Here is an 11,774-nt window from a genome sequence, read left to right on the forward strand (position 1 = left end):
TCCTGCGGACTAGGGGATTTCCGCGTCCCGCTCCAGGCGCGCGACCAGCGCATCCAGAATGGGCCGCTGCGCTTTCGTCAGCTTGCGCGCCGCCTCGTCCAGCGGGAACCACCGGGCGTCGTCCACCTCGGGGAACTCCCGCATCCGTCCCGAGCGCGGCGGCCACTCCAGCGTGAACGTGTTGCTGCGCACCTCGCCCGGCTCGAACTCGCTCTCGCCCGCGAAGACCACGATCGTCTTGCCCGAACCGCGGAACTCGCCCAGCGGCAGGTAGTCGGTGTCCGGCGCGGCCGTCCCGATCTCCTCGGCGAACTCCCGCCGGGCCGCCGCGAGCTCGTCGCCCAGATCGCCCCCTCGACGATGCCCTTCGGGAACGACCACGCGCCCTCGTCCTTGCGCGCCCAGAACGGCCCGCCCATGTGCGCGATCCACACCTCCACGCCCTCACGGCGGCGGAACAGGAGCAGGGCGGCGCTGCGGACGGTCATGGGGACAGCCTCCCACCCCGACGCGACTAACGTGGAGACGTGGACTCGGGCGATGCGTGGGTGGAAGGGCCGGACGGCGAGCGCTTCTGGGGGCGCTTCGGCGCCGCCGGCCTGCTCGTGCACGACCTGCGCCGCGGCGTGCTGCTGCAGCACCGGGCCGACTGGAGCCACTTCGGCGGCACCTGGGGACTGCCCGGCGGTGCCCGCCACGCGGGGGAGTCCGCCGTCGACGGCGCGCTGCGCGAGGCGGCGGAGGAGGCGGCGGTTCCGCCGGACGCGCTGCACGTGCTGTTCGAGAGCGTGCTCGACCTCGGCTTCTGGTCGTACACCACCGTCGTCGCGCAGGCGGTCCGGTCGTTCGAGCCGCACATGGCGGACGTCGAGAGCATCGAGCTGCGGTGGGTGCCGGTGAACGACGTGCTCGCACTCCCGCTGCACCCGGGGTTCGCGGCGTCGTGGCCGTCACTGCGGGCGCGGTTGACGGCCCTCTCCGACTGAAGGGTCACGGGGGTCGGCGTCTCCGGGCAGGCGCTGGATCATGCCACCGCTCGGGAGCCGCTGCGCGGTGTCCTCGGTCAGACGGCCGGGCGGCGGCTCGTACTGGCGCTCGCGCTGGAACCAGCTGACGATCCGCTCCCGGAGGCTGCTCATGGTGGGCAGCCTACGCCCACGTTGTAGCGTGGCCGGATGGCCGACACCGAGCATGACGACGGGACGATCGTCTGGCTTAACGGCACGCACGGCGTCGGCAAGTCCACGACGAGCACGCTCCTCACGGAACTCGTTGCCGATTCGCGCATCCTCGACGCCGAGAAGATCGGCGAGGTGCTCATGGATGTGAAGCCGGGTCTCCCTCCCACCGACAACTTCCAGCACTGGCCGCCGTGGCGCGCGCTCGTCGTCGAGACGGCGCGCCGCCTGATGGAGTACACCGGCGGAACGTTGATCATGCCCATGACGGTCCAGGTCGAGGAGTACTGGCGGCAGATCAGCGCGGGACTCGCCGGGCACGGGATCCCGGTCCGGCATTTCGTGCTCCATGCCGATGAGGCGACGCTGCTCCATCGGATCGAGAAGGACGAGGTGCTCGGACCGTCGAACTTCCGGCGCGCGTACGTCGACGCCTACGCCGTCGCCGCGGCGGGGTGGCTCCATGATGCGGCGGAGGTCGTCGACACGACCGGGCTCACTCCGTCACAGGTCGCCGCGCGGGTCGCCGCATCCCTTCGGGACCGTTGACGGCACTGCGCCGGCTTCCCCGTGCGCGCCGCAGTGTCGGCGGCTGGCCGGAGAGTGGAACCGTGCACATCGACGGGCACGTGCGTACAGTCGATGACGTACAGTTGTACGGACAACTAAGGAGGAACCGTGGCCGCCACTGCACGTCTGGAGTTCCGGATCAGCCCGCGCGATCGAGCCCGCATCGAGCGCGCGGCCGAGCTCACCGGCGAGCCGCCCTCGACCTTCGCGCGCCACGCAGCGGAAGAACGGGCGGATGAGGTGTTGCGCGAGCACGAGGCGACGACGCGAGTGCCCGCGGAGTTCTTCGACGCGCTCTACGCAGCCCTGGAAGCTTCCGCCGAACCCAACGAGAGACTGGCGGCCGCGGCCGCCCGTCTCCCCGAGGTGAACGCTCGTCTTCGTGACATGACGACGTGACCCACCATCTCGCATCCGAGCGATTCAATCCTCGGATCCACGATGCCTCCGCGTTCGATTGCGGCGTCGCCGGCATGGACTCGTGGTTGCGCGAGAACGCCGAAGATGCTGCGCGCCGGCAGACGGCCGTCACGTGGGTGTGGGCCGCCGGCAGGCGCGTGGTCGGGTACTACGCCCTGTCCGCCCACAAGCTGGCACGGGACGATGTGCCACGCTCGATCGGACGTGGCGGCCCAGTGGAGATACCCGCGGTCTTGATCGGCAAGCTCGCTCTCGATGGGAGCCTGCGCGGTGACGGGCTGGGTGGCACGCTCCTCGCAGATGCGCTCACTCGTGTGCTGCTGGCAACGCAGGTCGTCGCGGCGCGGGTCGTCGTCGTCGATGCGCTCAATGAGAAGATCGCCACGTTCTACGAGCAGCACGGCTTCACGCGGATCCCCGGGAGTCTCCGGCTGGTGCGCCGGACGAGCAGCATCCGACTCGACCTCCTCAGCCAGACGGAAACAGTTCCCGCCATCTGAGCCTCGTGGTCGGGAACCGTGCGCATCCCAGTGTCGGCGGATGACCCGAGAATGGAGTCGTGCACATCCTCCTCGAACGCTCCGCGGCCGATACGGCGCGCGCGACGTGGCTGGATGCAGAGGGGAGCGCCGCGCGCACGGAGTCGGTCGCGCTGACCGAGCTCCCCGGTCGTGTCGCCGCGGAGGAGTCCGGCCCCGACCGGCCTCGCTGGGTGTGGGACGACACACGCGCCTGGTACCCGCGCCTTCTCGACGGCGGAGTGCGCGTGGGCCGGTGCGTCGACCTGCGGCTGTGCCACACCATCCTGCGCAACTCCACGCTCACGTCGGGCACCGCACTCGCCGGCGCGCCGCCGGGCCCCTGGGATGCGATCGCCCAGCCGGTGGAGGAGGCACCGGCAGTCCACACGGCCCTGTTCGACTTCGACGAGCCGTCCGCCCCGACTCCGGAGGCCGCCCGCGACGTCCGCGCGGAGTTCGCAGCCCAGGAGGACGCGGTCGCGCATAGCGCCGACCCGCGCCGGCTGCGCCTGCTGCTCGCGGCGGAATCGGCGGGCGCCCTCATCGGGGTCGAGCTGCAGCACGCAGGCCTCCCGTACAGCGCCGCCCGGCACGACGAGCTGCTCACCGGGCTCATGGGTCCGCGCCCCGCCTACGGCCGGCCGGCGGTGCTCGAAGAGCTCGCCCGCGACATCCGCGCGCACCTCGACGCGCCCGAGCTCAACCCGGATAGCCCGCCCGACCTCCTCAGGGCGCTGCAGCGCGCCGGGATCATGGCGAGCTCGACCCGGTCGTGGGAGCTGCGGAAGGTGGAGCATCCCGCCATCGACCCGCTGCTGCGCTACAAGAAGCTGTCCCGGCTGCTGACGGCGAACGGATGGACGTGGCTCGACGCCTGGGTGCGCGACGGCCGCTTCCGCCCCGACTACGTGCCCGGCGGCGTCGTCACCGGCCGCTGGGCCACCCGAGGCGGCGGAGCCCTGCAGCTCCCCAAGCAGGTGCGCGGCGCGGTCGTCGCCGACCCGGGCTGGAAGCTGGTGGTGGCGGATGCGGCCCAGCTCGAGCCGCGCGTCCTCACCGGGCTGTCGGGCGACCAGGCCATGGCCGCCGCCGGTCGCGGCAAGGACCTGTACGAGGGGATCGTCGCATCCGGCGCGGTCGACGAGCGCGCCCACGCGAAAGTCGCCATGCTCGGGGCGATGTACGGCGCGACGTCCGGCGAGAGCGGCCGGCTGATGCCGCGTCTCACCCGCGCGTTCCCGCGCGCCGTTCGTCTGGTCGAGGATGCGGCCCGTGCGGGGGAGCGCGGCGAGAAGGTCACCTCACGGCTGGGCCGCAGCTCGCCGCTCCCCGGAAGCGCCTGGGCGAGTGCGCAGTCGGCGGCGTCGTCCGTGGATTCGACGGCGGCCGACGAGCGCCGGGCACGCTCGCAGGCGCGCGACTGGGGCCGCTTCACCCGCAACTTCGTGGTGCAGGCGAGCGCGGCCGAGTGGGCGCTGTGCTGGATGGCCGAACTGCGCAAGCGCCTGACGGAGCTGGCCCCGGATGCGGCGCTCACCGAGGGGCCGCACCTGGTGTACTTCCTCCACGACGAGGTCATCGTCCACACGCCGGAAGCGCTGGCGGACGACGTCGCGGCAGCGGTCCGGGCGTCCGCCGAGCAGGCCGGGCGGCTGCTCTTCGGAGCGTTCCCGGTCGAGTTCCCGGTGACCGCCGCGATCGTCGACAGCTACGGCGAGGCGAAATGACCGGCGCAGTGGAATGCCCGAGTGTCGGAGTTGGTTGTCACCGGGGACCTGACCGAGGATGGAGACCATGACCGACACCGCACGCGACGAAACCACCCGGGTGGACCCGAACGCCGTCCTCGCCCGCTACCGCGCCCGGCGCGAACAGGTGGTCACTGCGCCGCAGGGCAACCTGGCCCTCGTCAACACCCAGTGGATCACCGGCGAGCCGGACTCGGAGCAGCCGGTCTGGGGCGTCCCCGGGCTGTGGTCCCCGCTGCCGAAGGGGGAGTCGGGCCTCAAGGTCACGGCCACCGCGACCGATAACATCTTCGTCGACGAGGTGCTCGTCGACGGCACCACGATCGTGCGAGGCAAAGACGACCCGAACCCGGGCGCGATCCGGTTCAGCGACACGCAGACCGGCTTCGTCATCGCCAGCGAAGACGGCGACTACGCGCTGCGGGTCTGGGACGCGAACTCGGAGGCGATCCAGGAGTTCGGCTCCATCGACGCCTTCCCGTTCAACCCCGAGTGGATCATCCAGGCCTCCTTCACCCCGATCGAGGGCGGCAAGACCGTCGGCTTCGAGCACCTGAAGGACGACGGCGCCACGCGCGACATGGTCATCCCCGGCGAGATCACCTTCACGAAGGACGGCGTCGACTACAACCTGGCCGCCTTCAAGGCGGGCCGCGCGCTCCAGCTCGTGTTCGCGGACACGACGAACGGCGACTCCACCTACTCGGTCGGCCGGTTCCTGTTCGTCGTTCCGAACGACGACGGCACGGTCACGCTCGACTTCAACCTCGCCGTCCTGCCGCCGTGCGCCTTCAGTTACAACTTCAACTGCCCGCTGCCCCCGGCACAGAACCGCTTCGCGGTGCCGATCGAGGCGGGGGAGAAGAACGTCCTTAACAAGCAGGGCGAGTTGCTCCACTGACGCGGATCCACTGACGCGGATCCCCAGACGCGTATCCACTGACGCGCCGCAAGAAAGGGAGGATGCTCCAGCCGTGTCGCGGCGGGATCTCCTCCCTTTCGCCACGGGCGCCGGAGTGTCGCGCCGGAACTCCTCCGTTCCGCCGCGCCCCGGCACGCTCAGTCGCGGGCGGCCGCCGCCTCGGCGGAGGGCCGGCGCCCACGACGCGGCCGCTCGGGGGAGCGGGGCTGCACCAACGCTTCCGGATGCGCGCCGAGCGTCGCAGCGACCTCGTCCAGCCACTCGATGGCCGCTTTCGCGCCCAATTCGGCGGCGCGGTTCGCCGCGAGCAGTGCTCGCGAGTCGGCCTCATGCGACAGGTACCGGATGCGCTCGGCGTAGGCCGCCCGGTACGACTCCACGAGACGCGCCGCATCCACACCGTTCAGGGACGCCGCGATGAGCACTTGGTCCTGCATCTCGTCCCAGTCCGGACGTCCGTCGGCCGGCCCCTCGCGGAGCCATACGGCGGCTGCCTCACGACCCGCGTCGGTCAGCTCATAGAGCGGAAGGCCGTCCTCCGTGGCGCCCGCCGACGCGACGAGGCCCTGATCGGTCAGCCGATCGAGCGTCGAGTACACCTGCCCGGGGTTGAGCTGGCGGCGATGCGCCGCCCGGCAGAGGAACTCGCTCTGCAACTGCGAGCCGTAGGCGGGGCCCTGCGTCAGCAGCGCCAGGAAACCGTTCTGCACCGACATACTGGGTATGCTATTCCGCTTCCACGTTCGCAGAGGGACCGAATCGCCGAATCACAATCTTGTAACTACCCGCGGTTCTCGTGCACAATGGTGGCAACGCGCGCGAGCGCATCCAACTTCATACGCCGAAGCACTCCATCCCGTTCCTGGTCGTAGGGGAAGACGCACCAACGAACGGAGGAGAATCATGTCGGCACACGCAGCTCGAGGGGTGCTCTACGTGCACTCCTCTCCCAGCGCGCTCTGCCCCCACATCGAGTGGGCGGCCGGTCGTGCCCTGGGTCGGGCGGTCAATTTCACCTGGGAGGCACAGCCCGTGCTGAAGGGTGCCCAGCGCACGGAGTTCTTCTGGGACGGTCCGGCGGGCACCGGCGCGCGGCTCGCCTCCGCGCTGCGCGGGTGGGAGCACCTGCGCTACGAGGTCACGGAGGACGCCGGCCACGGCACCGATGGCGGGCGCTGGATGCACACCCCCGACCTCGGCATCTTCTTCGCCCAGGTGGACACCGCGGGCAACATGGTCGTGCCGGAGGACCGCATCCGCTACGCCATGGAGATCGCCGGCTCGAACGCGCTCGAACTGCACCGCGAGCTGCGCCTCGCGCTGGGTCAGGCGTGGGACGACGAGCTGGAGCCGTTCCGCCACGCCCACGACGACACGTCGGTCATCTGGCTGCACAACGTCGGCTGAACTCCCGCGGCGGGCCGGGCTCCGGCCGCCCGCAGGCGGTGAAACGCAGAAGGCCCCGGTCGATTCGACCGGGGCCTTCTGCTGTCCGCGGGAACGTCTGCGGCGGCGCGAGCAGGGGCAGGCGTTCCGAAACGCCGCAGACGCGTCCGCGGATCAGTAGCTGCGGAACGCGGCGACGGCGTTGTGGCCGCCGAAGCCGAAGGAGTTGCTGATGACCAGCTGCGCGCCGTCGCCCAGAGGCTGGGGCTCGCCCTTCACCTGCAGCGGGATGGCCGGATCCATCTCGGTGATGTTGATGGTCGGGGAGCCTGGCGGTCGCGGATCGCGAGGATCGAGAACACCGCCTCCAGCGCCCCGGTGCCGCCGAGCAGGTGACCGGTCGACGCCTTGGTGGCCGACACGGGGATGCTGTGCACGCGGTCTCCGAAGACCTCGCGCAGGGCGACGTACTCCGACGGGTCGCCGACCGGCGTGCTCGTCGCGTGCGCGTTGATGTGCGTGACGTCGTCGGGCGAGGCGCCCGCCTGCTTCAGCGCGAGGTGCACGGCCCGGCTGGCACCGCGTCCCTCGGGGTCGTTGGCGGTGATGTGGTACGAGTCCGCCGTCACGCCGCCGCCGGCGAGCTCCGCGTAGATGCGGGCGCCACGGGCGAGCGCGTGCTCCTCGGTCTCGAGCACGAGGCTGGCCGCGCCCTCGCCCATGACGAAGCCGTCGCGGTCGACGCTGTAGGGGCGGGAGGCGTGCGCCGGGTCGTCGTTGCGGCGGGAGAGCGCCTGCATCGACGAGAACGACGCGACCGTGATCGGGTGGATGGCCGACTCGGTACCGCCGGCGATGACCACGTCGGCGAGGCCCGCCTGCAGGTGCTCGTACGCGTTGACGATGGATTCGGTGCTCGACGCGCACGCGGAGGCGACGGTGCGTGCGAATGCACGGGCCTCGAAGTGCATCGACACGGCGGCGGAGGCCGCGTTGGGCATGAGCATCGGAACGGTCATGGGCAGCACGCGCCGGGGGCCGCGCTCGCGCAGGGTGTCCCAGGCGTCGAGCAGGGTCCAGACGCCGCCGATGCCGGTCGCGTAGTCCACGCCGAGCCGCTCGGGGGCGACCTCGGGGCGGCCCGCATCCTCCCATGCCTCCATGGCGGAGATCAGGGCGAACTGGCTCGACGGGTCGAGGCGCTTGGCGACGGGGCGCTCCAGCACCTCTTCTGGGCGCACCTTCGCCTCGGCGGCGAAGGTGACCGGCAGCTCGTACCGGGCGACCCAGTCGTGCTCGAGGGTGCGCGTGCCGGACTCGCCGGCCAGCAGCCCGGCCCAGCTGTCGGGGGCGGTGCCACCGAGGGGCGACGATGCGCCCATCCCGGTGACGACGATCTTCTTGGTCATAACGGCAGTCTCCGTGTGTCGAGAGGCGGAAGCAGGGCGCTTCCGCACGCGCGGGCGGCGACACGAGGGTGCGCCGCCCGCGCGGAAGAAATCAGGCTCGGGGCCTCAGGCGTTCTGCGCCTTCACGATGAACTCGACCGCGTCTCCGACGGTCTTGAGGTTCTTGACCTCTTCGTCGGGGATCTTGACGTCGAACTTGTCCTCGGCGTTGACCACGATGGTCATCATCGAGATCGAGTCGATGTCGAGGTCGTCGGTGAACGACTTGTCCAGCTCAACCGTGTCGGTCGCGATGCCGGTCTCGTCGTTGATGAGCTCGGCCAGGCCGGCAAGAACTTCTTCGGTGGACAATGCCATGGTTTTCTCTCCTTGGGGGTGTCGTTGTGACCGGGAAACAGTCTAGGGCAGCACGACGACCTGGGCGCCGAAGACCAGACCGGCGCCGAAGCCGATCTGGAGCGCCAGTCCGCCGCTGAGCTCCGGATGCTCCTCGAGCAGCCGGTGGGTCGCGAGGGGGATGGATGCGGCCGAGGTGTTGCCCGTCGTCTCGATGTCCCGGGCGATCGCGACGGTCTCGGGCAGCTTGAGCTGCTTGGCGAACTCGTCGACGATCCGCATGTTGGCCTGGTGCGGGATGAACGCGGCGAGCTGGTCCGGGGTGACCCCCGCCTCGTCGAGCGCCTTCTTGGCGACCTTGGCCATCTCCCAGACGGCCCAGCGGAAGACCGTCTGCCCCTCCTGGCGGAGGGTCGGCCACGGGCCCGCGCCGTCACGGTAGTCGATGAGCGTGTTGCTCATCCCGACCGCGTCGGCCTTGGAGCCGTCGGAGCCCCAGACCGTCTTGGCGATGCCGGGGTAGTCGCTCGGCCCGATGACGACCGCGCCGGCGCCGTCTCCGAGCAGGAACGAGATCGTGCGGTCGGTGGGGTCGACGACGTCGGAGAGCTTCTCGGCGCCGACGACGAGCGCGTAGTGCGCGGCGCCGGTGCGGATCAGGGCGTCGGCCTGAGCGATGCCGTACGCATAGCCCGCGCAGGCGGCGTTCATGTCGTACGCCGCTGCCGGATTCGCGCCGACCCGGTCCGCGAGCACGGCGGCGATGGACGGCGTCTGCTGCACGTTGGAGACGGTCGCGACGATGACCGCATCGATCAGCTTCGGGTCGACGCCCGACTTCTCGATCGCCTCCTTCGACGCCTCGGTGGCGAGGTCGACGGCGAGGATTCCGGCGCTGGCGCGCGTGCGCGTGATGATGCCCGTGCGCTGGCGGATCCACTCGTCGGAGGAGTTGATCGGGCCGACCAGGTCGTCGTTCGGGACGACCAGGTCGCCACGGGCGGCCCCGATCGAGAGGATGCGGGTGTACTGCGGTCCGTGCGACTGCTGCAGGGTGGGGTGTGTCATCAGGCTTCCTGGTCGATGAGGTCGAACGCGGCGGGCAGGTCGTCCGGCGTCTTGATGGCGACGGTCGGAACGCCCTTGAGTCCGCGCTTGGCGAGGCCGGCGAGGGCACCCGCCGGGGCGACCTCGATGAGTCCGGTGACCCCGGCCTCCTCGAAGGCCTTCATGTCGAGGTCCCAGCGGACGGGGAGGAGACCTGCCCGACCAGCAGCCGCAGGAACTCGGCGCCGTCGGTCACCTCGGAGCCGTCCTTGTTGGTCCACAGCCGCAGGGTGGGGTCGTTCGTCGTGAGCGTGGCCGCGAATTTCTCGAGCGCGGGCACCGCGGGCGCCATGTAGCGCGTGTGGAAGGCACCGGCGACCTGCAGCGGGATCACGCGGGCGCGGGCCGGCGGGTTCTCGGCGAGCTTGGCCAGCGCATCCAGGGCGCCGGCGACCACGATCTGACCGCCGCCGTTGTAGTTGGCGGGGGAGAGCTCCAGCTCGTCGAGGCGGACGAGCAGCTCTGTCTCGTCCGCGCCGATGACCGCGCTCATGCCGGTCTGCACCTCGGCGGCCGCCTTCGCCATCGCCGCGCCGCGCTCGCGCACGAACGCGACCGCATCCGTCTCGCTCAGCACGCCGGCGCCGGCCGCCGCGGTCAGCTCGCCGACCGAGTGGCCCGCGATGCCGCCGACGCGCTCACGGCGTCCGTCGGCGAGCAGTGCCGAGAGTGTCAGCAGTCCGGCGGAGACGATGAGCGGCTGCGCCACCGCGGTGTCGCGGATGGTGTCGGCGTCGCTCACCGTGCCGTGTGCGACCAGGTCGATGCCGACCGCGTCGGAGATGCCGGTGAGCTGGTCGCGGAACGACGGCTCGGCCAGCCACGGCGTAAGGAAGCCCGGGGTCTGGGATCCCTGGCCCGGGCACACGATGACGATCACGGTTTCCAGTCTGCCAATCTTCCGCCCAGCGGATGTGTCGGATGTATACGAAGTCTTCCGGGATTGCTTTGTGGCTGTCTACAAGTCAGCCGCCGCGACGCGACGAATCCGGTTCGTTGATCGAGCCGACGATCAGCGCGGCCTGCAGGATGAGCGCCTCACGCGCGCCGGTCGCATCCCACCCGATCACCTCGGAGACCCGCTTGAGGCGGTACCGCACGGTGTTCGGGTGCACGAAAGCTCCCGGGCCGTCGCCTCGAGCGAGCGGCCGTTGTCGAGGTAGCACCACAGCGTGGTCAGCAGCTCGGTGGAGTGCGACTGCAGCGGACGGTAGATGCGGCTGATCAGGGTGGCACGGGCGAGGCCGTCGCCCGCCAGCGCCCGCTCGGGCAGCAGGTCGTCGGCGTGCACCGGCCGCGGGCAGTTGCGCCAGGCCTTCGCCACGGCGAACCCGGCGAGGGCCGCCTTCGCGCTCTTCGACGCATCCACCAGGCTGGGCACCTCGTGGCCGAGCACCAGGTGACCGGGGCCGAAGCCCGGCTCCAGCTGCTGCGCGATCTCGAGGAAGGAGATGACCGGCGTCGGGCCGATCGCATCCTCGGGGGCGTCGTTGCTGGGGAAGGCGCGGCCGATCACCAGCACGAGGCGGCTGCCCTGCACGCCGATCAGCACATCCGCCGACATGTGGCGTGCGGTTCGGCGCAGCTGGTCGACGTCGAGCATCTTCGGCGCGGTGCCCACGAGCACGCTGACCTCGCCGTGGCCGTGCCAGCCGAGGGCGGCGATGCGGCTGGGCAGCTCGTCGTCGTACTCGCCGGTCAGGATGCTGTCGACGACGAGCGCCTCCAGCCGCGCGTCCCACAGACCGCGGGCCTCGGCCGCGCGCGCGTAGACGTCGGCGGCCGCGAAGGCGATCTCGCGCGAGTACAGCAGGATCGCCTCGCGGAGGTCCTCGCCGCCCGCGCTCTTGACCCGCTCCTCGACGACCTCGACCGTGATCTTGATCAGCTGGAGGGTCTGCTGCAGGCTGACGCTCCGTAGAAGCTCCCGGGGCGCCGCGCCGAACACATCCGCGGCGATCCACGGCGTCGAACGCGGGTCATCGTACCACGAGATGAAGGACGAGATACCCGCCTGCGCCACCAGGCCGACGGCGGAGCGCCGGCCCGGTGGCATGTCGCGGTACCAGGGAAGGGTGTCTTCGAGCTTCTTGAGCGTGGTCGTGGCCAGCTCACCCGAGATCTTGCGCAGCCACGCGAGCGTCTCGGGCTTCGTCCTCTCCACCGCAGCAGGCACG

11 protein-coding genes and 4 pseudogenes are annotated in these 11,774 nt (G+C 70.8%); 7 read left to right on the forward strand and 8 right to left on the reverse strand.

The genetic code is table 11. The annotated features are described in order from the left end of the window. Positions 1-9 precede the first annotated feature (9 nt). Positions 10-488: pseudogene (locus tag ACQ86M_RS06340) on the reverse strand (NUDIX domain-containing protein). 39 nt (positions 489-527) lie between these two features. On the opposite strand from ACQ86M_RS06340, the gene ACQ86M_RS06345 reads away from it, so the two are divergent. Next, positions 528-986, forward strand: a complete 459-nt coding sequence (locus ACQ86M_RS06345) for an NUDIX domain-containing protein (RefSeq protein ID WP_431247462.1) — start codon at positions 528-530, stop codon at positions 984-986. On the opposite strand, the gene ACQ86M_RS06350 is transcribed toward ACQ86M_RS06345, so the two are convergent. After that, positions 951-1,139, reverse strand: coding sequence for a hypothetical protein (locus tag ACQ86M_RS06350; RefSeq protein WP_431247463.1), 189 nt, complete (start codon positions 1,137-1,139; stop codon positions 951-953). The two genes, ACQ86M_RS06345 and ACQ86M_RS06350, sit on opposite strands and share 36 nt — an antisense overlap. Before the next feature lie 36 nt (positions 1,140-1,175). On the opposite strand from ACQ86M_RS06350, the gene ACQ86M_RS06355 reads away from it, so the two are divergent. The 5 genes from ACQ86M_RS06355 (at position 1,176) to ACQ86M_RS06375 (ending at position 5,338) form a co-directional block, all read left to right on the forward strand. Next, complete coding sequence (locus tag ACQ86M_RS06355) at positions 1,176-1,727, forward strand: AAA family ATPase (protein ID WP_431247464.1); 552 nt, start codon at positions 1,176-1,178, stop codon at positions 1,725-1,727. Positions 1,728-1,856: 129 nt separating this feature from the next. Next, positions 1,857-2,147, forward strand: a complete 291-nt coding sequence (locus tag ACQ86M_RS06360) for a DUF1778 domain-containing protein (RefSeq protein ID WP_431247465.1) — start codon at positions 1,857-1,859, stop codon at positions 2,145-2,147. Next, positions 2,144-2,668: a GNAT family N-acetyltransferase gene (locus ACQ86M_RS06365; RefSeq protein ID WP_431247466.1), complete on the forward strand. Its 525-nt coding sequence runs from the start codon at positions 2,144-2,146 to the stop codon at positions 2,666-2,668. The genes ACQ86M_RS06360 and ACQ86M_RS06365 overlap by 4 nt, the downstream gene beginning before the upstream one ends. 59 nt (positions 2,669-2,727) lie before the next feature. Then, the gene (locus ACQ86M_RS06370) at positions 2,728-4,416 is read left to right on the forward strand and encodes a bifunctional 3'-5' exonuclease/DNA polymerase (RefSeq protein ID WP_431247467.1); all 1,689 of its coding nucleotides are present in this window, start codon (positions 2,728-2,730) and stop codon (positions 4,414-4,416) included. 67 nt (positions 4,417-4,483) lie between these two features. After that, the gene (locus ACQ86M_RS06375) at positions 4,484-5,338 is read left to right on the forward strand and encodes a DUF1684 domain-containing protein (RefSeq protein WP_431247468.1); all 855 of its coding nucleotides are present in this window, start codon (positions 4,484-4,486) and stop codon (positions 5,336-5,338) included. A gap of 158 nt (positions 5,339-5,496) precedes the next feature. Here ACQ86M_RS06375 and ACQ86M_RS06380 read toward each other — a convergent pair whose 3' ends face one another. Continuing rightward, entirely contained in the window at positions 5,497-6,075 is a 579-nt protein-coding gene (locus tag ACQ86M_RS06380; protein WP_431221244.1) for a PadR family transcriptional regulator, read from the reverse strand. A gap of 187 nt (positions 6,076-6,262) precedes the next feature. On the opposite strand from ACQ86M_RS06380, the gene ACQ86M_RS06385 reads away from it, so the two are divergent. Further along, positions 6,263-6,766, forward strand: a complete 504-nt coding sequence (locus ACQ86M_RS06385) for a DUF3145 domain-containing protein (RefSeq protein ID WP_431221245.1) — start codon at positions 6,263-6,265, stop codon at positions 6,764-6,766. Between the two features lie 153 nt (positions 6,767-6,919). Here the strand turns inward: ACQ86M_RS06385 and ACQ86M_RS06390 are convergent. From ACQ86M_RS06390 to ACQ86M_RS06410, 5 genes and pseudogenes are all read right to left on the reverse strand, one after another. Beyond that, positions 6,920-8,154, reverse strand: a pseudogene (locus ACQ86M_RS06390) (beta-ketoacyl-[acyl-carrier-protein] synthase family protein). Between the two features lie 105 nt (positions 8,155-8,259). Next, positions 8,260-8,511 (reverse strand): acyl carrier protein, encoded by a 252-nt coding sequence (locus ACQ86M_RS06395; RefSeq protein ID WP_018190963.1) that lies wholly within the window; start codon positions 8,509-8,511, stop codon positions 8,260-8,262. A gap of 42 nt (positions 8,512-8,553) precedes the next feature. After that, entirely contained in the window at positions 8,554-9,558 is a 1,005-nt protein-coding gene (locus ACQ86M_RS06400) for a beta-ketoacyl-ACP synthase III (protein ID WP_431247469.1), read from the reverse strand. Continuing rightward, positions 9,558-10,477, reverse strand: a pseudogene (locus ACQ86M_RS06405) (ACP S-malonyltransferase). The gene ACQ86M_RS06400 and the pseudogene ACQ86M_RS06405 overlap by 1 nt, the downstream one beginning before the upstream one ends. Before the next feature lie 85 nt (positions 10,478-10,562). Continuing rightward, positions 10,563-11,773: pseudogene (locus ACQ86M_RS06410) on the reverse strand (PucR family transcriptional regulator). Position 11,774: the final 1 nt, after the last annotated feature.

Origin of the sequence: Leifsonia xyli subsp. cynodontis, from assembly GCF_050632205.1 — a bacterium.
Lineage (GTDB): Bacteria > Actinomycetota > Actinomycetes > Actinomycetales > Microbacteriaceae > Leifsonia > Leifsonia xyli_D.

Bases quoted from the DNA above. Each gene is read 5' to 3' on its own strand.
- ACQ86M_RS06350 (WP_431247463.1), bottom strand. From the start codon at position 1,139: ATGAGCAGCCTCCGGGAGCGGATCGTCAGCTGGTTCCAGCGCGAGCGC.
- ACQ86M_RS06355 (WP_431247464.1), top strand. From the start codon at position 1,176: ATGGCCGACACCGAGCATGACGACGGGACGATCGTCTGGCTTAACGGC.
- ACQ86M_RS06375 (WP_431247468.1), top strand. From the start codon at position 4,484: ATGACCGACACCGCACGCGACGAAACCACCCGGGTGGACCCGAACGCC.
- ACQ86M_RS06380 (WP_431221244.1), bottom strand. From the start codon at position 6,075: ATGTCGGTGCAGAACGGTTTCCTGGCGCTGCTGACGCAGGGCCCCGCC.
- ACQ86M_RS06385 (WP_431221245.1), top strand. From the start codon at position 6,263: ATGTCGGCACACGCAGCTCGAGGGGTGCTCTACGTGCACTCCTCTCCC.
- ACQ86M_RS06395 (WP_018190963.1), bottom strand. From the start codon at position 8,511: ATGGCATTGTCCACCGAAGAAGTTCTTGCCGGCCTGGCCGAGCTCATC.
- ACQ86M_RS06400 (WP_431247469.1), bottom strand. From the start codon at position 9,558: ATGACACACCCCACCCTGCAGCAGTCGCACGGACCGCAGTACACCCGC.